We start from the raw sequence: 20,639 nt of genomic DNA on the forward strand, positions 1-20,639 counted from the left end.
GGGAGTTTTTGTTTGAAATTTTGGAAACTCCTTACAATTTGATATTATTTTTGACCTTTCTATGTTATAATTAGACTATGAAAAGGATTTTATAAAGAGAGGAATATTTATGGACGTTTACGAAATAGCACTCAAAAAACACGAACAATGGCAGGGCAAGGTTGCCACAGAAGTGAAGGCGAAGGTCGAAAATGCGGAAGACCTAACCTACGCCTACACACCTGGCGTGGCAGAGCCTTGCAGGAAAATCCACGAAGACGAGAAGAAGGCCTATGTCTACACCTCAAAGGCCAACACAATCGCAGTTGTCTCTGACGGATCAGCTGTCCTTGGTCTTGGCAATATCGGGCCAAAGGCTGGCTTGCCAGTTATGGAAGGTAAGGCTGTGCTTTTCAAAGAATTTGGCGATGTAAATGCAGTGCCAATTGTCCTTGATACCCAAGATGCTGACGAAATTATCGAGACTGTTAAAAATATTGCCCCTACTTTCGGAGGTATAAATCTCGAGGATATTTCATCCCCTAGGTGCGTTTATATAGAAAATAAACTTAAGGAAATCCTTGATATTCCAGTGTTCCACGACGACCAACATGGCACAGCCATAGTGACAGTGGCAGCTTTGATAAATGCCCTAAAAATCGTAAATAAAAATGTCGCAGACATCAAGGTTTTGATTTCAGGTGCAGGTGCAGCAGGCTATTCTATTACTAAACTCCTTTTGGATTTGGGAGTGAAAAATATAATCGCTTGTGACTCCAAAGGCACAATCAATAAGACCCACCTAGAAGGCTCAAACCCAGTCAAGGCCGAGCTTGCAAAGATTACTAACAAAGACAACCTCGTTGGAAGCCTCAAGGAAGCCATCAAGGGTTGTGATGTCTTTATCGGAGTGTCTGCCCCAGGTGTAATTGATGAAAATGACATCAAAAACATGGCAGCCGACCCAATAGTCTTTGCCATGGCAAACCCAGTCCCAGAGATAGACCCAGCCCTTGCCAAAGAGGCAGGAGCCAAGGTTGTAGCCACAGGCAGGTCAGATTATCCAAACCAAATCAACAACGTCCTAGCCTTCCCGGGCATCTTTAGGGGTGCTCTTGATGCTCACGCCAAGGAAATCACAGATTCCATGAAACTTGCCGCAGCCAAGGCCCTAGCAGGTCTTGTAAGCGAGGAAAAATTATCAGCTGATTATGTAATTCCGGGCGCCTTTGAAGCAGGTGTGGCAGAAGCTGTTGCCAGAGCAGTCAAGGCTGAAATCAAATAGGTTATAAAAACTAACAAGGAAAATATGCTAGGAAAATCTCCACCCACCCCAAGCGACCCCACATCGCCTTTCGACGACCGAACCTACGCGCCCTTTCGACGACCAAAGGGAGGAGAAACCTCATAAATGCGAGAATAACTTCGCCCTTGCGACAACCAAAGGTAGGAGAAAACCCATAAATGCGAGAACAACTTCGCCCTTGCAACAACCAAAGGGAGGAGAAACCTCATAAATGCGAGAACAACTTCGCCCTTACGACAACCAAATGGAGGAGAAACCTCATAAACAAGAGTCCATAAATTTTTGCATAAAAAAAGAGCTACCTTCTTATAGCCACCACCTCAGCCGGGGTGGTTTTTTACTTGCCTTAACGATTGAATCCCCACCTATATTCTAGTAAAATAATAGGAGTTTGAGAGAAGAAAAAGAAAGTGGTAATGATGAAAAAAGATATAAAATTAATAGCATTTGATATAGACGGGACCATAATCACCAAAGACGGCAGGGTCCTAGAAGAAACAAAAAAAATAATAACCGACCTTAAGGCAAGAGGCATCAAGATAGTCCTCTGCACAGGCAGGAATTTCAATGGATTTTATTGGATAAGAGAAGGTCTGGGCCTTATGGACTTTGATGATTATTCGATTACCTGCACAGGTGCCTTTGTCAGACAAAACGCCACAGGCAAGGCCATCATCAAAAAGACCCTCAGCCCAGCAGATGTAGAGAAAATCGCAGCCAAACTTGATAATGACAAGATTGACCTCACCATCCACACTAGAGATATCCTCTACAACAAAGCCAAAACCCCCAACAAACACTTCCGCTATGACCAGGGCCTAATGAAGATGCCATGGCTCAGGTACGAAAGCCTAGCCGACATCCATGACGATCTCGCCAGAGTGAGCTTTGACAGCGATTTTGACACCCTAAATGACTTTGAAGACCGACACAAGGAAGAATTCAAAGACTCCTATAAGTACATGAGAAATGAAAAAACCATAATAGAAATTTTGAACAAGTCGGCAGGCAAGTCCGAGACCCTATCGGAGCTGGCAGACCTATTCAGCATAAAGATGGAAGAAATCATGTACTTCGGCGATGGTGCCAACGACCTAAAATCCATCAAGGCTGTAGGCGTGGGCGTAGCCATGGGCAATGCGAGGACTATGACCAAGGAAGCTGCTGATTATGTCATAGGATCCAATGACGAGCCATCAATCGCAAATTTTTTGAAAGACTACTTTAATGACTAAGTTTGTAGTTTTATCATCAGGATCTTCCGGAAATTCAGTTTTTATCGAACACGACGGGACAAAAATCTTGGTAGACGCCGGCTTTTCTGGCAGGCAAATCGAAAGGCTCCTCGAAAGTGTAGGCGAATCTGCCACTAAGCTTGACGGTATATTTTTAACCCACGAACACGCCGACCACGCCAAGGGAGCAGCAGTCCTAGCCAAGAGATTTAAAATCCCACTCTTTGCCAACAGGGGCACATGGAAGGCCATCCTTCCCACAACAAAAAATTTTAGCGAAGAGCTCATAGGAGAATTCAAATCCAACGAGTTTTTAAATTTCAAATCAATGGATATCTATCCCATTTCAACCTACCATGATGCCAATGAGCCGGTAGGTTTTGTGCTTTACTTGGGCAATAAGAAAATCACCCTCCTCACAGATACAGGCATGATAGACGACAAAATTGCCTACCAAATCCAAGGCTCTGACATCTACTACCTAGAGGCCAACCACGACCTCGAAGCCCTAAAAATGGGTCCCTATCCCTACAACCTAAAACTCAGAGTCATGGGCAAGATGGGCCACTTGTCAAATGATCAGGCAGCAGAAATCTTAGGCGACGCCCTCGAAGGCAGGGGAGAATCGGTCTTCCTATCCCATTTATCCACCACCAACAACACCGAGGCACTCTCCTTAATCACAGTTGAGACCTACCTAAAAAGCTTGGGACTTGACACAGACAAGGACATCAAACTCGAAGTATCCAAAAGATATGAACCATCAAGGAAAGTAATACTATGACAGACATAAAAGAAATCGAAAAATCCCTCATAAAAAAATACAGGAAAGAAATCTGGTCTCCCTTCATCAAGGCCATCAAAGAATTTAAGTTAATTGAAGAAGGCGATAGGGTAGGAGTCGCTATATCTGGAGGCAAAGATTCACTAATCCTAGCCAAACTCATAGAAGAGCTCCACAAACATGGACCGGTAGACTTTGATGTCGAATACCTCTCAATGGATCCGGGCTATGATGAGGAAAACCTAGAGCTCCTAAAGAAAAACCTAGCCTACCTACAAATCCCAGGTAAAATCTACGACTCAAGAGTCTTTGACATATCAGAAACACTTGCCGATGGGGGCAATCCTTGCTACCTCTGTGCGAGGATGAGAAGAGGCTTTCTCTATGCCAAGGCAAAAGAACTCGGCTGCAATAAACTAGCCCTAGGCCACCACCTAAACGACGTCATCGAAACCATCATGATAAACGTCCTCTACGCCGGCAACTACAAAACCATGAAGCCAAAACTCACTGCTCAAAACTTTGACGACATGCTCCTCATAAGACCCCTCTACTATCTGAGAGAAGAAGACATCATCAGGTGGAGAGACTTCGCAGAGCTAAAGGCACTAGACTGTGCCTGCACAGTCACCAAATCAAGCGAATCCCACACCAGAAAAAAAGTCAAAGACCTCATAGCAGACCTAAAAAAAGACAACCCAAATGTTGAAATGTCAATACTACGCAGCTCGGAAAATGTCAACTGCGACATGGTCCTAGCCTATCAAATAAAAGGTGAACACCACACATTCATGGAGGAATTTCAATGATAATCAACCTAATCAAAGTCCTAATCCTATCCCTAGTAGAAGGCATCACAGAATTTTTGCCAGTCTCATCCACCGGCCACCTCATCCTAGTCAACCAATTTGTAAAACTCGAACCAGAAGGCTTCTCCAACGCCTTCAACGTCATCATCCAGCTAGGAGCCATCCTATCAGTAGTAGTCATCTACTTTGAAAAACTAAACCCTTGGGCAAAATCCAAACAAGAACTCCCAAAGAAATACAAAGACCTAAACGCCCAATCCAAAGCCTACTACCTAGCCACCCATCCAGACAAAACCACCATCAACTTGTGGCTAAAAGTCATAGTAGGTGTCCTCCCAGCCATGGTCCTAGGCCTCCTCTTCGATGACCTAATCGACGCCTACCTCTTTAACCCCATCACAGTAGCAGCCATGCTCCTACTTTGGGGTATCATCATAATTTTCATCGAAAAGAAAAACAAAACCATCAAATACGACAGCCTAAAAGACGTACCCTACACCACAATCATAATGATAGGCCTCTTCCAATGCCTAGCCATGGTCCCAGGCACATCAAGGTCTGCCGCCACCATCATAGGAGCCATGATCCTAGGCCTAAGTAGACCCGCCGCAGCAGAATTCTCCTTCTTCCTAGCCATCCCAACCATGCTAGGAGCAACCCTACTAAAACTAATAAAAAACCTAGGAGACTTCACCGGAACAGAATGGACACTAATCCTACTAGGCATGATCCTATCATTCATAGTAGCCTTCATAGTAATCAAACAATTCCTAGCCTACGTAAAAAAACACGATTTTATACCCTTCGGGATTTATAGAATAATATTAGCAGTAATTGTGTTTGTTTATTTTTTACTAATAAATAGATAATATAGAAAAAATAAAATACTTGTAAAACAAGGAAAAAAACATATAATGATAACAAGAGAAGCCACCTCAAAAAAAGCTCTTGGACAAACCAAGATAGAGATATTGGAAGATTCTCAATTAGAATCAAAAAAGACGGTAGTTGCAGCTACCGTCTTTTTGTTTACTTACCTTTGCAATCATTTTCTAAATATTTTTCGATATATATCACTATAATCGCAACCAGTAAGGGGAAAAATAAATTTCCCAAAAGATATTGGAATATCTCCATTAAAATCACCTCCTTTGTTAGGAGACAATTATATTATATCATATCAGATTATAAAAAAGTTAAAGTCAATTTAAATTTATATCCAGCAATGTTTGGCTTTGCCAAACATTGCTAGATGAGAGTTATTTTTTTGATTTAAGTGTGACAAGACTCCTATACGATAATTATTTTATATACATGGCAAGAGGCTTCTCCACTTCGGTCGAAGCGAGGGGACGAGGTCTCTTAACTACCACAGCGTCATTCCGAGGAACATCGTGACGAGGAATCTCATAACTTAGAAATATGTATATACGAAGAGTTAAAAAAACACAAGACCAAAAATTTTTGTAAATGAAGGAGGCGTTAAGAAATTTGATTGTTTGAGCGATAGCGAGTTATCAAATTTTAGCCGACTGAATGTCAAAAAAGTTAGAAGCTAGTCCAACTTGAACGAAGGCACCCCTATATTAATAGTTTGCCGAAGGCAAACACAATATCCCCCGAGAGGACATAAAAGCCCCTTGATTTGGGGCTTTTATGCCGAAAACGTAGTGCGGGAGCACGGAGAAGTTTGCGAAGCAAACGGGTTTTCGGTCGCCCGGAGGGTGTAAGTCTCCACGAGCCGACGGGCTTGCCGGGGGTGTAAGGGGGAAACAGATGAGGGAACAGCCTGCCCTAGCGGCCGAGAGCGACGAAACGTTCCCTAGGGTTTCCCCCTTAGAACGGAGCAGTCATGTAAATGACTGAGAAAATATAGATGATACAGTTAATCTCGGATTAACAAAAAGAAAGGATGATTCAATCTCGGATTGAAAGGAATTTTTATTATTAAGACCCTTTTAGCCAATTAAACTTTTTTAAAATTTTATATTATCATTGATTTAGTCTCGAGATGAATTTTATGAAATGAGGATATTTTTATGATTAATATAAACAAAGCAGAGAGGATTATGGGGGATTATATGCCTTTGATCCTTGCCACTGTTAGAAGATTTGACGCTTTTGAGAGAGAAGAAGCTATTGATGAGGCTAAGATGGTCTTAGTAGAGGCGATTGTCTCCTATGATGAGGATAAGGGCACCTTTGGCAACCATTTGAAGCACAGGCTTAATTACTATTTTTGGGACAAGGCGAAGAAGCCTCGACCTACTTCCCTTGACATAGTGACCGAGAAGGGACAAAGTCTCGTGGATAATTTGATAAGCGATGATGACATCGAGGATGATTTTTTCACCAAAGAAGCCTACAAGGACTTGTATGCTAATATTAAAAAGCTTGATAGGAAGGATGTAGTAATCATCAAATTGAAATATTGGGAAAGACTCTCCGACAAAAAAATCGCCGAGCTCATAGGCCTTTCATCAAAAACTGTGAGAAATAGACACTCTCTAGCACTCAAAAAATTGAGAAAAATGATGGAATAAGGTCTTTGCTAAAAATATTTTAGCCTTGTGATCAAAAAGCCTAAAAGGCTTTTAGCAAAATTTCTTCAAAACCCTTGCCAGGATTTTGTTTTCGATGTACAATACAAGTACATTAAAAGTCCAAATAGACATGAAAGGAGAAAGTATGTTCACAGATATAATTGCAATCATGCCCGAACAAGTTAAGGGCAAGGGAATATATTCACGCATCTACAAGGAAGACGAATCAATCTTGGATCAGAGAACGCCGGCCCTCTTCCTAAAAAACCTCTACGAGGAAAAAGGCAAGAGCAAAAAGCAGATGGACAAGAAAATCAAGGCGACCTACCAAATCTACCGTAACATCCCCTACGTCATAGACGCCAACCAGGTATTTTTCCCATTCAAAATCAGAAACACCCCCTTCGCAGAAAACAACCGAGCCTTTATCAACGTCAAATACGTCAGCAAAATCAAAGACACCACCATAGTCCTAGTCTCAGGCGAAGAAATCCAGACCCTAAGCAACAACAAATCCCTAATCCAAAACCGAAACCTAGCCAAAGCCCTCCACCTAGAAGAAATCCTAGTAAAAACCCTAGAAAGAGAATCCAGCATGAGATATGTTATGGCGTATTTACGAAAAGAGGGTTATCCGAGATAACATATCTTTTTTTTAATTTCGTCCGAGACGAAACAATCTTTTCTTTATTATTAAATAATTATTTTATATCTATAATGACTATTTTATTTACAGTTGAATCCATCTTTATATGATAAGTGTTTCTTTATAAATAAAAGTATTATTCCACTTACAGTTGAATCTTCGTTCCAAGGGGGAAACCCTAGGGAACGTTTCGCACGTTCCCTCATCTGTTTCCCCCTTACACCCCCATTCCGTTACACCCTCCGGGCGACCCCTCTCGGGGGACAATGTGTTTGCCTTCGGCAAACTATTAATATAGAGGTGCCTTCGTTCAAGTTGGACTAGCTTCTAACTTTTTTGACATTCAGTCGGCTAAAATTTGATAACTCGCTAACGCTCAAACAATCAAATTTTTTTAACGCCTCCTTCATTTACAAAAATACAAGGTCTTAAGTTTTTAATTCTCCGTACATACATAACCTTAAGTTATGAGATCCCTCGTTTCGACCGAGCGAAGCGAGTGGAGAAATCTCTTGTCACCTTTATAAAATAAATATGGTTTAGGTGTCTAGTAACACTTAAATCAAAAAAATAACTCCCATTTAGCAATGTTTGGCGAAAGCCAAACGAGCCTTGCTGCACTGAAACCTCGAGAAAAAATCTCCACTCTGTCGGGTAAAGATTTCTAATCAAGAAGCCCGTTAAGAAAATCGCTTGTCTGAGCGAAGCGAGTTTGCGATTTTTAGGGCTTCGCAGATTAGAAATCAGTGGGGAGTTACACCAACTAATACAAGGATGTTCTCTCTACACAAAAAAGCTTGCCGAAAAGGCAAGCTTCTTTATTCGCCCTCCGCTAAGGAGCCGTCTGGGGGTGTAAGGAAAGGGAGGGTTCGGGAGGGAAGCGTTGAGGGACCATACGGAAGGTCCCTTAGCGTCCCTCCCGATTACGGAGATTCAACTGTAAGTAGAATAATACTTTTAAAAATCAAAAAAATATTTATATTATAAAGAAAGATAATTCAATCTCGGATTGAAAGGCTAAGGAACGTAATCTTTTTACAATCAATGCTCCTATTCGTCGCATCGCTTGTAAAAAATTACATAAGGTTTTTCAAAAATTTCTGCTGCGGTGCTTTGCACCTTGAGAAATTTTGAAAACCGTAAAAACTTTAATTTCAAAGTTTTTACTACCATTAAATCTCGGATTGAAAAAAAGAAAATAACTTATCTTGGATAAGAAAAAAAGTAATAGTATAATAAGTGTAATCTTACAAAATCCCATTTAAAAAAAACTTTTAATCCCACCCAAAACAAAATAAAAATGGTGAGGGAGGGGGCAGGGGCCTTCACAAAAGGACTCCACACCTGGTGTGGAAAGAGAAATGAATTGTGTAGAAAAATTGTAGATATATTTGCTGAAAATTTAGAAATATTTACAAATTGCATAAATGTGTTGACAATGTGGAGAAACTATTGTAAGATTATAAATGTAAAGTGAGTACACTAAGTACAAAACAAATTTCAAAGAAATTCAAAGGAGAATTATAATTATGAAAATGAATAAATTAGCAGCAGGTGCTCTAGCACTAGCTCTAGGTCTTGGTGCAGTTGCTCCAGCAGTAGCATCAGAACACGGAACAAAATTAGTAGAAGTTAACTACAATGAAAGATTAGCAGAAGCTCAAAAATACTTCGCACAAAGAGAAGATGCTAGAAAGAAATCAGCAGCAGCTAAAGAAAGATACGAAGCAGCTAAAAAAGCTCAAGAAAAAGCAGAAAAGAAATACAAAGACCTTGATGAAGATAAACCAGGTTCTGGATCAGAAACATCTGATGTCATTCAAGCTAAACTTGATGGAGATAATGGCTTAAAAGCTAAAGCAGCAAAAGCAATAAAAGATTATGCTGATGCTCAAGATGGATTTAAAAAAGGTACAAAACAACAATCTGATGTTGATACAGCTAAAAAAGCTTATGATGAAGCAGTAAAAGCATTAGATGAAGCTCTTACAAAATTAGGTGAAGCTAAGAGAAAAGAAGCTGAAAATGCTCCAGATCTTGACAAAAACAAATTAGGTCCTAAAGCTCAAGCTTTCGTTGACCTTGATCATGCTAACCAAGAATTAAGATTAGCATACAAAGCATACGGCGAAGCTCTTGATAAAGAAGCTGTACTTTCTAAAAAATTCAAAGATACAATGGATGATTTAAAAACAGCAGCAGAACTTGTAAACAAAGTTGTTACAATTGAAGGATCAAAAATCGTTGTTAAAGATGGTAAAACAGATGCTAAAAAATCAGTAGCAGAAGCTGTTAAAGCTCTTAAAGCATCTATCGATGACAACAAAGCAGCAGTTAAATCAGCTGAATTCCTACTTCAAAACGCTCCAAAATCAGTTGCTAAAGTAAAAGCTAAACTTGAAGCTCAAATCGTTAAAGCTAAAGCAGCTATCACAAAAGGTGAAGCAGCTCTTGCAAAAGTAGAAAAGAAAATGGCTTTCATCGCTACAGCATACGCTGCTGAAGATGATGTAAAAGTAGAAGATCTTGAAGCTCTTACAAAAGAAAACAAAGAATCAGCTTCTGACATCAACAACACAATCAAAGAAAACGAAAAAGAACAACCAGCTGTTGAAGAAGAAAAGAAACCAGAAGAAAAGAAACCAGAAGAAAACAAACCAGCTAGAAAAGCAGGCAAAAACGCTAAAACTGGTATCGCTGGCATCGCAGGCGTTGCTGGTATCCTAGCAGCAGCTTCAGTTGCATACGCAGCAAGCAAAAGAGACTAATCACAGACTCTAAAGGAAGGACCAAATTAAGAGTGCACTCTTAGGTCCAACCAAAAAATAAAATACCCGGGTACTCACTTGACAAAAACCTTCCTTTTGATAAAGGGAGGTTTTTTTATTCCACTAAAACTTAATTATTTTCTTTTTTTCTAAAATGTATTTTATCTTAAAATGTTCTAGGTCATTTACATGACCCCTCCGTTAATAGGGGGAACCCAAGGGGGCGGCAGATGCCCCCTCACTGGTTCCCCCTAAGACCCCCTTACGCTACACCCCTGACTGCTCCTTAGCGGAGTGCGAAACAGGAAGATTTCCTTCGGAAATCTTCTTTTTGTAGGGTTTGCGACTTCGTTTTTGTTTACGTATTTTTCTGACTTTTTAAAATCCCAAGCCTCCTAAAAATTGCAATCTAGTCTGACTTTTGACTTGCTTTTGAATATTAGTTCACAGTAGTTACTGCATTTCTAATTGTAAAGAGCTGTCAGTGCAATTTTCTTAACGGATGCTTGGGATTTTAAAAGACAAGGTCTTAAGATTAAAAACTTCTTCGTATATGAATATCCTTAAGTTATGAGATTCCTCGTCACGATGTTCCTCGGAATGGTGCTGTGGGAGTTAAGAGACCTCGTCCCCTCGCTTCGACCGAAGTGGAGAAGCCTCTGGCAATGTGTATAAAATAATTATAGTATAGGAATCTTGTTATACTTGAATCTAAAACATAATACTCATCTAGCAATGTTTGGCGAAAGCCAAACGAGCCTTGCTGCACTGAAACCTCGAGAAAAAATCTCCACTTTGTCGAGCAAAGATTTCTAATCAAGGGTTGCGTTAAGAAAACTGATTGTTTGAGCGTAAGCGAGTTATCAGTTTTTAGCAACCCGACGATTAGAAATCAGTTAGAATATACAACAACTAATACGAAGCCATTCTCCATAAAAAAGAAGCTTGCCGAAAAGGCAAGCTACATTATTCGCACCCCGCTAAGGGGCCGCTCGGGGGTGTAACGGTGAGGGGGTGCAAGGGGGAGCCCGATGAGGGACCCTGCGGAAGGTCCCTTGGGGCTCCCCCTTTGAACGGAGCAGTTATGTAGATGACTGAAAAAAATTATAAGATAGATATTCTATCTCGGATAGACCAAAAAAAGATGATAATTTATCTCGGATAAAAAAATCTAAATGGTATAGTATTACTAACAAATAGTTGATTATATTGTATAACGGAAAGGATTTGTTATGGTTATGAAGTTTAAGGTTTTTTCTCTTGTTTTAAGTTTTTCTTTGATTGCTCCTTCTTTTGCTTTTGCGGCGGATGCTGGCGTTGATGCTAGGATTAAGGAGCTTGATAAGGAAATTGACAAGCTTGAGTATGAGTATAAGGGTTTTGGTGAGGTTTTTGATAAGGCGAGCCAGTCTTCTAAGGCTTATATTGATGAGCGTGGCAATTTTGTGCCTCATGATAAGGCTGTTATGGAGAATTTGCTTAAGGTTTCTTCTAAGCTTGATGAGTTTGTGGATAATGTGACTCCTTCTTTGGAGCAGCCTATGTTGGGTGTTTATTTTGCTAATGGTGCCAAGCTTGATGGTTTTAATATCCGTAAGAATAATGCCAACGATCTTTACTTATATCTTAAGAAGCATTTTGTGATGAAGAAGGGTAAGGATAAGGCTGTGTATGATTCGCTTTTGAGGGAGTATGTGAATGCTATTTCTGATTTGGTGCTTTTGCCTGATCTTAGCAAGGTGACTGATTCTTTGTATGGCCAGATGACAAAACGCAAGGAGAAGCTTGATAAGGCGAGGGCTTTGCGCAGGTATTACAAGAGAGAAAAGTACGCAGATGTGATTAAGAAGCTTGAGGATGCTATTAGCGAGTCTGAGACTACTGTGAAGTCTTGTAGGCAGTTGATGGAGTATTCTCCAAAGACTATTGCAAAGGTGAGGGGCAAACTTGAGAGGATGCTTGTGGACCAGGAGGCTTTGATAGTAAGGAGCAAGCGAGCCTTGAGCAGGTTCGTTGACGGGCTGTAAGTATTGAAATTTAGGTCTTTATTGACATTTCACCCTAAATATATTATAATTACACTAACAGGCTATGCCTGTGGGGAGAGATTTATGAACAAAAAATTAATTGCAAGCCTTCTGACCCTAGGCCTAATCCTAAGCCCAGTGTCGGGCCAAGTAGGAAGTGGGTCCATGGTGAGCGAGGCTAGGGCAGATGAAAGTGATTATAGCAAAGTTATATCACCTTCTGATCGCATTAAGGCTAGTATTGCAGATTATGAAAAATATAAGAATACAAACCTATATCGTCTAGCCAGCAAAGAATACAAAGATGAGATATATAAAGTTGTTGACTTGGCAAAGGAATATATTGGCAAAAATTCGGTCTCTGATTCGGACTTAAAGGATATTTCTGAGAAATTACATGATGCAAGTCAAAATCTCATAAAAAGTTCTCAATCAAATTTGTATAACTTTAAGGCTAAAATCCTCAATGCTGAAAAGGTATTAAGGGATAATGTAGATAAAAATACTACAGAAGAATCTAAAGAAGAATTTGAAAAAATTGATAAAATAATAAAAGATTCTAAGGCTAAGCTAAAAGACGACCAATTAGCTAAGCTTGATGGCGAGGAATTAGAAAAGTCTACTAATGAAATCTTAGGCTTACTTGAGGATGCGAAGACACACCAAAATTTTAAGTATGAAAATTATCATCCAACTGATGAGGAAGTCAAGAAATTAGACGCTGAAATAAACAATGAAAATGAAGAAATAAGCGAAGAAAAATTTAAAAATCTCGCCAATGATATTAAAAAATTGGTAGATAGCAATGAAGATTTTAAAAATTCGGCAAGATATAAATTAGCAAGTAAGGAAGCGATAACTGCTTATACTACTGCCTTTGATAAAATCAAGGATTTGACTGAAATCAACAAAGATAATTATTACAAGACTGTAGAACTTGTTAAAACTGTAGCTAGGGCAAGAAAAGCTATTGAAGACAAAGATTTGGACCTAAGTGTGACAAAGACAAATCCAGATGTCGATGAAATAATGGCTAAGTTTAAGGCCCACCTAGCTAACAGCGAAAAGTTATTGGAAAAGCTCAAAGACGATAAGTTGAGCAGTGCTTATAAAGAAAAGCTTGCCTTGGCAGATATTTATATTCAAAATTACAAAAATAATCTTAAGAGAAGTAGCAAAGACTACCAAGACCTAGAGGCAGAGCTTGATAAGTTAGTTGAGCAAATCAAAAAATCAAAGGGGGAAGTTGAGGTTCGCCCTGAGGATAAGAAAAAAGAAAAGATAGAAAAGCTTGATAAGTTGCTTTCATTGGCTAAGGTCCTTAAGGACACTGATAGCTACAAGAAGGAAGGCAAGCCTGCTGATAAAAAAGCCTTGGAAGATGCTATTAATGAGGCTGAATATCTCAAAACAAAGTATGGCATGGGCGAAGTTTTTGTTGATGATGATAAGCTTAGTGATGCTATCAATAAGTTAGAGAAAGCTTTGGCTAAGTTTGAAAGGGCTGATGATAAGGCTTTGATCAAAAAGCTTATTGAAGATTTGCTTAAGTCGACTGAGGGCATAAGGATTGACCAAATCTATGGCAAGGATGGAAAAGATGCCAAGAATGCCTATACCAAGGCGAGGGAGGCTGCTGCCAAGGCCGCTAAGGATAAGAATATGAGTCTTTCCGATTTGACCAAGGCTTATGAAAATTTTAAGGATGCTAGGGATAAGCTGGCTGAGTTTTTGACCAGCAGACTTAAAAAATTGGTTGATGACGATAGCAATTTTGTAGATACAGAAAAATATAAGGAAGCTGACAGGTCTTTGGATGCCAAAGATGTTGATGCTATTTTAAATTATAGGTCGCTAATTAGAGATAGCAAGGAAGAATTGGATAAGACAAGTCCAGATGCTAACAAGCTCGACTTGTTGTATAAAAAATTAGATGCAGCGAGAAGGGAGATTGAGGGCAAATTATCTAGCCAGGCAAGAAAATTGACTGATGCGATTTTGGATTCGGATGATTTCATGGATAGCCTTGCCTTTAAGGCTGCTGCTACAGGTAGTGATAAGTATTTGAAATATGCAGCTGAGAAGTATAAGGCTGATTTAGAAAGGGCAAAGAAACTTAGTGAGGCTGGTAAGCTTGATAGCAAAGAGGCTGAGGCTATTTTAGAATCTCTTTCTAAGTCTAGGGATTTCATTGAGGATAAAATCAGCCAGAAGGCCTATTTGATTTTTGAATATACTAGGACCCTTGAGGAGATTAAAAATCATAAGGATTATAAATCATTGAACCAAGCTCTTAGGAAGAGGCTTGAAGCTGCCCTTGACCTTGCTCATAAGGGTGGCGATGAGGATGAGATTTTTAGAGCCCTTGATGAGGTGATGAATGATGATTCTATCAAGGCTTTCATCAAAAAAATAGAACTTGAAAAAAATCCTAACAAGGTTAGGGATAAGCTTCTAATAGAGTTGACAAATCTTATTAATGAAGATAAAAAATTAAAAGAGGGTAGTTTTAAATATACCAAGGCTCAAAAGGCCCTTAGGGATGCTTATGATCTTGCCTTGAAAGAGGCGAAGGATTTAATTGCTGATAATAAAAATCCAAAAGAAGCCGAAGTGAAGGCTGTTTATCAAAAATTGTTAAAGGCAAAAAATGCCCTAGATGGGGATAAGTTTGATAAATTAATCAATGACCTAGCCGCAAGATTTAAGAAAAACCAGCTAAAGATAGCTAGTGTTGAGGCTAGAAAGGCGATTGCGGCAAAGATTAATGCCTTATCTGATCCTAAGGCTACTATGGATGATGCTTTGAGAGTGGAAAAGGAGCTTGACGACCTTATTAATCCAAAGTTCGCTGCAACTACTACTCTTACACCAACCAACCAAGTCCAAACTTCAACTCGTCCTGTTTCTACAGCAAGAAATGCAGGATCTATTGTAAAAACGGGTATAAATGGAATAGCTAAAGTTGCGGCGGTTCTTGTCGTGGCTGCTATAATATTAAAATTAACATCAAAAAAAGGAGATAAGAAATGAAAATAACTAATAAACAAATCATTGCTGCTATCCTAATTGCAGCTACACTTACAGGTTGCGATAGCCTAAAAAACAAGCTTAAGAATAGCGATGATACAAAGGTAGAGGAAAGCACTAACGAAGAAACTACCAAAAAAGAAGGCGCAGAAGACGCAGAAAATACTGGTTCTACAGAAAAAGAAGATAAAAAGGATGATAGCGAAGATAAATCTAGCGAAGATAAGTCTAGCGAAGATAAGTCTAGCGAAGCTGAAACAGAAGATGGCAATACAGTTGTAGAACAACTTGAAGATGCAGTTTTCAATAATAGGGTTCAAGCAAGGGCTGCAGAAATTCTTTTAGAGGAAACTCCAGAATCACTTAGCGAAGAATACAAGGCTAAGCTTAAAGAACTTGTAGAAAAATCAAACGACATAATCGAAAGATCTGAAAAAGCTCTAGAAGCTTACAAGAAATAATTATGAAATGTGGCTTGCTGGGGCAAGCCCTTTTTTGCATGTTTTATAATAGCTCAAAAAGGGTATATTATAAGAAAGAATTAAAAACAGAGAGGTTTTAATATGAAAAAAAATAATTTAACAAAGGCAATCTTGGCAATGGCACTAGCATCTGCAGTTTTTGCTCCAAGTGTTAAAAAATCATTTGCAACTGATACTTTTTACTCTGATTATCTTTATGAATCATCTTATCTTGAATCAAGAAGAGAACTTTATAAGACAATAAGCGATGCAAAGGAGATTAAAAATAAAGACAGATATATTAATGCAAGCACATCTGTCAAAGATAGTTTTAATGTTTGGTTTAAATATGCAGAAGACGCTTACAAACAAGCTCCAGAATATTCAAGCCTAAGCTCTGAAAAAGATAAGCTAACTAGGGCTACACAATATTTAAAAGAAGCTATGAAGGCTTTAGATGGCAAAAAATCTTCAATTACTGACTTGAAGGACTTGCTTGATAAACATACTGACTTTACAACATCTTCATCATATTTGTATGCAACACAAAAACAAAAAGATGCTTACTTAGATGCTTATAACAAGGCTTATCGTTACTACTATTATGAAACATACAATACTGTTTTATCAGAATATTATACTAAGGAATTAAAAGAGAAGAGAGCAGCTATAGAAAATGCCTATCTAAATGAGAGAAAAAAAGTTGTTAAGGACGAGATAGATCTTTCAGAACCATTTAGAAAAAATTCTGAAAAATATACAAAGAAGAGCTTTGATACTTTCTTATCTGCCCTAAAACTTGCAGAAACAAGTGTGGAAGATAAGTCAAATATCAAAACTGAAGCTGAATATAAGCAAATTGCTGCAACTCTTAAGTCTGCGAGAGAAGCACTTGTTGAAGTGAAAGTTAAGAATGAAGAATTAGAAAAATATATAGAAAAACTTCAAACAGCTGTAGATAATAACAAAATTGCAGTGAAATCTGGTGAAACCCTACTAGAAATAGCTCCAAAACAAGTAGCTCCTGTTAAGGGTAAGCTAATAAACTTAATTAAAAACGCAAAGAGTGTTATTGAAAAATCTGAAGCAGTCCTTGCCAAACTAAAAGGAATCAAGGGATAATATGAAAATATTCAAAAAATTAGGTGTTTTGCTCTTGCTTTGTAACTTCGCCTTTTTGGGTCTGGCCCAGACTAAGGTTAGCGAAGTTTATGCGGCAGAGACAAGCGAAGAGGCGAAGTACAAGACTCAAAAGGAAAATCTTTCTTTTGCTGTTGCAGATAGTATAAATGTTATTAGCACTGAGGCATACAATAACTATGCTTCTAGCAATACAAAGATGGCCTATCAAAAGGCTGTCATGGATGGCAAGGCTGTGCTCCAAAAGGGCGATACTGCATCTTTTACAGAGCTTGCTGTGGCAACAAGCAAAATCAATGATGCCAAGTCAGCTATCTGGCGTGATGTTGACAGGGCTGTGAAGATCATAAGACTTAAGGAAGCTGTAGAGCAAAATAAGGTAAGTGTTAGATCGGCAAAATTCTTACTACAAAACGCACCAAATTCTGTGGCTGGGGTTAAGGGCAAGTTAATTAACTTGATTAAAAAATCCGAAGCCTTGATAGAAAAAACAGAAGCAGTTTTACAAAGAGTATAAAAAAAGGGGGACTCTTGTGGGCAAAACCACAAAAGTCCTTTTAAATGAGGTGCAAAATGAAAAAGAAAATCTTATTGATTCTTGCTCTGGTATTTTTCATGGTCCCAAAAACGAGCCATGCTGTAAGCCAGGAGCTTGAAGAAAAGATAATAGCTATAGATACAAACAAACAAAAGGAAAGCCTAGCTAGGGCAAGAAAACACCTTAATGATAAGGGAGTTTCCCAAAAAAAGCGTGCGAAGCTAGAAAAATTAATTGATAAGAACGAAAAAACTATACAGAGAATCGAAAAGTTGCAAGAGATTTTCAAGGATAATATAAGGATTAGAAACCAGATTAGACCACACCTTCAAAACAGGGACACATATTTTAGTGTGGATATAGGAAAGGCTATCACTAATGAAAAAATTTCTGAGCTTTTTCTTGATGTGTGCAAGGAAGATGATTATTTCTTCTATGGCCAGTATGGGTCAGCAAGGATAGATACAACTTATAATCCTGCTAAGTCTGTTGGGGATAAGACCTATATAGAAAAGGCGAATTTTGATGTTAGATACAGGGTGGACATAGATATGGAATATTCGACTACCAATTTTGTGAAAAACTGGGTGGCTGAAAATATTGACCCATCATACACAGAATACGCCAAGGTGAAGGCCATCCACGACTTTATTGTAAAGAAAAATTTCTACAACAAGGGAGATCGTAACGAAGAAAGTGGTGGAGTATCAATCTACCATCCAGCATCAATAATTTTTGGTAATGGTGGTGTTTGCAATGCCTATGCGACTCTTTTTGACCTAATGGCAAAGCAAGCAGGTCTAAAGACAAGATTTCTAACTGGCAAGTCCCTAAAAAATGGCGAAGACCACATGTGGAATATGGTAAAGGTCATGGGTGGTTGGTATCATATCGACACCACTTGGGATGACCCAATAATAAACTTTAGCGATAGGGATATTGAAAATATCGAGGACTTTGTCATCTACGATTATTTCCTAAAATCCGATGCAGAAATCAAAAAATCAAGAACTATAAATGAAAACAAAACTCGCCCACAAGCTCCGACAAATTTCCCAACTAGCCCAAAAAATACAAAGATTGAGGAAATCGACGGAAAATACTATGTAAGGTGATAAAAATATACTCTCTTTTTTCCACTGCGAAGGTGGTTAAAAAGGGAGTTTTTTAGTGGCGAGATTTTTTTGATAATTTATTTTGACAAGAAAAACTTTGATGGTATCATATAGGAGATTTGAGGAAAAAAAGAAAGGAATTTTTATGAACAAAGAAAAGAAAATCTATCATATCGATGATAAGGTCCCAGCGAAACTTTTATTGCCCCTATCTTTGCAACACACTTTTGCAATGTTTGGTGCATCAGTTTTAGTCCCTATTTTATTTCAAATTAATCCAGGCATTGTTCTTTTAATGAACGGGATAGGCACCTTATTATTCATCTTAATAACCAAAGGCAAGGCACCAGCTTATTTGGGTTCTTCATTTGCATTTTTGGCACCAGGAACTGCTATCATTGCAAAGCAAGGATTTGAATATGCGCAAGGTGCCTTTGTTGTGGTCGGAATTTTGGGTTGTGTCATGGCATACATCATCTACAAGTTTGGTATAGATTGGATTAATGTAGTCCTACCTCCTGCTGCCATGGGTGCAGTTGTAGCCCTAATCGGTTTCGAACTTGCAGGCAATACTGTCACAGGTGGGGCAATCGGCGCCAACCTAATGACAGACACTGCTCAAGCCAAGGATTTTATAGTATTTGGCATCACACTTTTTACAGCTATTATCGGATCTGTTGCCTTTAAGGGATTTTTCTCAACCATCCCAATTTTAATCGCAATCATAGTAGGTTACATTGCTGCTATATGCTTTAACATGGTAGACTTTACTCCAGTTGTTGAAGCACAACTTTTCACTATGCCAAACTTCCACATGGCAAAATTTAGCGTAAATGCCATCCTTGCTATGCTCCCAGTGCTTTTGGTAATCACAAGCGAACACATTTCCCACCAGGTAGTAACATCTAATATAGTAGGTCGTGACCTTCTAAAAGACCCAGGTCTTCACAGGTCAATCTTTGCAGACAACTTTTCTACAGCCCTTTCAGGTCTTGTGGGAGGTGTACCAACCACAACCTACGGCGAAAATATCGGTGTAATGGCAATTACTGGCGTTTACTCAGTCCAAGTAATAGGTGGAGCTGCAGTTGTATCAATTATAATGGCATTTTTTGGCCCACTAGCAGCCTTCATTTCAACCATCCCAGGCAACGTCATCGGCGGAGTAACCTTCCTTCTATACGGAATGATTGGTACCAGTGGTATTAGACTCCTAGTAGATGAAAAAGTTGACTACTCAAAATCAATGAACTTGGTTTTAACTTCAATAATCTTTATAGCCGGTCTATCAGGCTTAAAAATTCAATTTGGCTCAATAGAACTTCAAGGCATGGTATTAGCATCTGTAGTAGCAGTAATCCTATCAGCCTTTATGACAATCTTAAAGAAATTGAAACTTACAAACGAGTAAAAATAAGCAAAGTCCCCACAGCAGGGGACTTTTGTTGTTGATAAATCATTTGGTTGTTTTATCAATTAAAAAACAAATAACAGTTATTCAAATCCTAAATTTATGGGATTCTTCCTCACTTCGTTCGTCAGAATGACGTGAATATAGGACTTTATCGATTGTCTGAGTCCCCACAGCAGGGGGCTTTTTGCTGTATGACGGGCGTGTTCTAATGCTGGGGTAAAAATCCCTACAGAGCGTAGTTACCGACGAATCTAATAGCGACTTGCAAGTTTTAGATGGTGACATCTAGGAGAGAAGAAGTAATAGCGAAATCGTGGCTTGACGAACAGGAACAGAATACAAGGCGTAACAGGTGGGCAAGCTAGCAGTAGATAGCAAAGACCCAAAAGGTAACCGTAAGCCCAAGGTGTAAATTCTGCAAGTAAACGATGAAAGTATTAGAGCTTATCCCGTGAGGTCTCACTAGCAGTAATGGACAGAATAATCCAACAAGCAATCGTACAAGTACTAACCCCGATAATAGACAAAAGATTTTCCGAAGCAAGCTATGGCTTCAGACCAGGAAGAAACTGTCAAATGGCAATAACCAAAAGCCTAGAATACTTAAATGATAGATTCGAATGGGTAGTAGACATAGACCTAGAAAAATTCTTCGACAAAGTGCCACAAGATAAACTAATGAGCATAGTCCATGAACATATCAAAGCACCAGATACAGAATCACTAATCAGAAAATACCTAAAAGCGGGAATAATGAACAAAGGCGCATACGAAAAAAGTGAAATAGGAACCCCACAGGGTGGAAACCTATCACAACTACTAAGCAACATCATGCTAGACAAAA

16 protein-coding genes are annotated in these 20,639 nt (G+C 39.0%); all 16 read left to right on the forward strand.

The window, feature by feature from the left end; translation table 11 throughout:
* Positions 1 to 109 precede the first annotated feature (109 nt).
* Positions 110 to 1,264: an NAD(P)-dependent malic enzyme gene (locus HMPREF0072_RS04830; protein WP_004827825.1), complete on the forward strand. Its 1,155-nt coding sequence runs from the start codon at positions 110 to 112 to the stop codon at positions 1,262 to 1,264.
* A 440-nt stretch (positions 1,265 to 1,704) separates the two neighbouring features.
* Positions 1,705 to 2,520, forward strand: a complete 816-nt coding sequence (locus HMPREF0072_RS04835) for a Cof-type HAD-IIB family hydrolase (RefSeq protein WP_004827828.1) — start codon at positions 1,705 to 1,707, stop codon at positions 2,518 to 2,520.
* A complete protein-coding gene (locus HMPREF0072_RS04840) occupies positions 2,513 to 3,304 on the forward strand; it encodes an MBL fold metallo-hydrolase (protein ID WP_004827829.1) in 792 nt (263 codons plus the stop codon). The genes HMPREF0072_RS04835 and HMPREF0072_RS04840 overlap by 8 nt, the downstream gene beginning before the upstream one ends.
* A complete protein-coding gene (locus HMPREF0072_RS04845) occupies positions 3,301 to 4,113 on the forward strand; it encodes a tRNA 2-thiocytidine(32) synthetase TtcA (RefSeq protein ID WP_004827831.1) in 813 nt (270 codons plus the stop codon). The genes HMPREF0072_RS04840 and HMPREF0072_RS04845 overlap by 4 nt, the downstream gene beginning before the upstream one ends.
* On the forward strand, positions 4,110 to 4,982 hold the full coding sequence (locus HMPREF0072_RS04850) for an undecaprenyl-diphosphate phosphatase (protein WP_004827833.1): 873 nt from the start codon (positions 4,110 to 4,112) through the stop codon (positions 4,980 to 4,982). Before HMPREF0072_RS04845 ends, HMPREF0072_RS04850 begins: the two co-directional genes overlap by 4 nt.
* A 1,170-nt stretch (positions 4,983 to 6,152) precedes the next feature.
* A complete protein-coding gene (locus tag HMPREF0072_RS04855) occupies positions 6,153 to 6,656 on the forward strand; it encodes a sigma-70 family RNA polymerase sigma factor (RefSeq protein WP_004827836.1) in 504 nt (167 codons plus the stop codon).
* 145 nt (positions 6,657 to 6,801) lie between these two features.
* Complete coding sequence (locus HMPREF0072_RS04860) at positions 6,802 to 7,299, forward strand: hypothetical protein (protein ID WP_050755265.1); 498 nt, start codon at positions 6,802 to 6,804, stop codon at positions 7,297 to 7,299.
* 1,532 nt (positions 7,300 to 8,831) lie between these two features.
* Positions 8,832 to 10,070: a hypothetical protein gene (locus HMPREF0072_RS04870; RefSeq protein ID WP_004827842.1), complete on the forward strand. Its 1,239-nt coding sequence runs from the start codon at positions 8,832 to 8,834 to the stop codon at positions 10,068 to 10,070.
* Positions 10,071 to 11,308: 1,238 nt separating this feature from the next.
* The gene (locus HMPREF0072_RS04875; protein WP_155811872.1) at positions 11,309 to 12,097 is read left to right on the forward strand and encodes a hypothetical protein; all 789 of its coding nucleotides are present in this window, start codon (positions 11,309 to 11,311) and stop codon (positions 12,095 to 12,097) included.
* A gap of 84 nt (positions 12,098 to 12,181) precedes the next feature.
* The gene (locus HMPREF0072_RS04880) at positions 12,182 to 15,130 is read left to right on the forward strand and encodes a hypothetical protein (RefSeq protein ID WP_004827847.1); all 2,949 of its coding nucleotides are present in this window, start codon (positions 12,182 to 12,184) and stop codon (positions 15,128 to 15,130) included.
* Positions 15,127 to 15,588 (forward strand): hypothetical protein, encoded by a 462-nt coding sequence (locus HMPREF0072_RS04885; protein ID WP_004827848.1) that lies wholly within the window; start codon positions 15,127 to 15,129, stop codon positions 15,586 to 15,588. Before HMPREF0072_RS04880 ends, HMPREF0072_RS04885 begins: the two co-directional genes overlap by 4 nt.
* Positions 15,589 to 15,690: 102 nt before the next feature.
* Positions 15,691 to 16,710 (forward strand): hypothetical protein, encoded by a 1,020-nt coding sequence (locus HMPREF0072_RS04890; RefSeq protein ID WP_004827850.1) that lies wholly within the window; start codon positions 15,691 to 15,693, stop codon positions 16,708 to 16,710.
* A gap of 1 nt (position 16,711) precedes the next feature.
* On the forward strand, positions 16,712 to 17,245 hold the full coding sequence (locus tag HMPREF0072_RS04895) for a hypothetical protein (protein ID WP_004827852.1): 534 nt from the start codon (positions 16,712 to 16,714) through the stop codon (positions 17,243 to 17,245).
* A 56-nt stretch (positions 17,246 to 17,301) separates the two neighbouring features.
* Positions 17,302 to 18,381, forward strand: coding sequence for a transglutaminase domain-containing protein (locus HMPREF0072_RS11070; RefSeq protein ID WP_004827855.1), 1,080 nt, complete (start codon positions 17,302 to 17,304; stop codon positions 18,379 to 18,381).
* Positions 18,382 to 18,526: 145 nt separating this feature from the next.
* Positions 18,527 to 19,792 (forward strand): uracil permease, encoded by a 1,266-nt coding sequence (gene uraA / locus HMPREF0072_RS04905; protein ID WP_039931198.1) that lies wholly within the window; start codon positions 18,527 to 18,529, stop codon positions 19,790 to 19,792.
* Between the two features lie 474 nt (positions 19,793 to 20,266).
* On the forward strand, positions 20,267 to 20,639 hold a 373-nt coding region (locus HMPREF0072_RS04910; RefSeq protein WP_004827858.1), incomplete at its 3' end, for a reverse transcriptase domain-containing protein.

This window comes from Anaerococcus lactolyticus ATCC 51172 (assembly GCF_000156575.1).
Lineage (GTDB): Bacteria > Bacillota > Clostridia > Tissierellales > Peptoniphilaceae > Anaerococcus > Anaerococcus lactolyticus.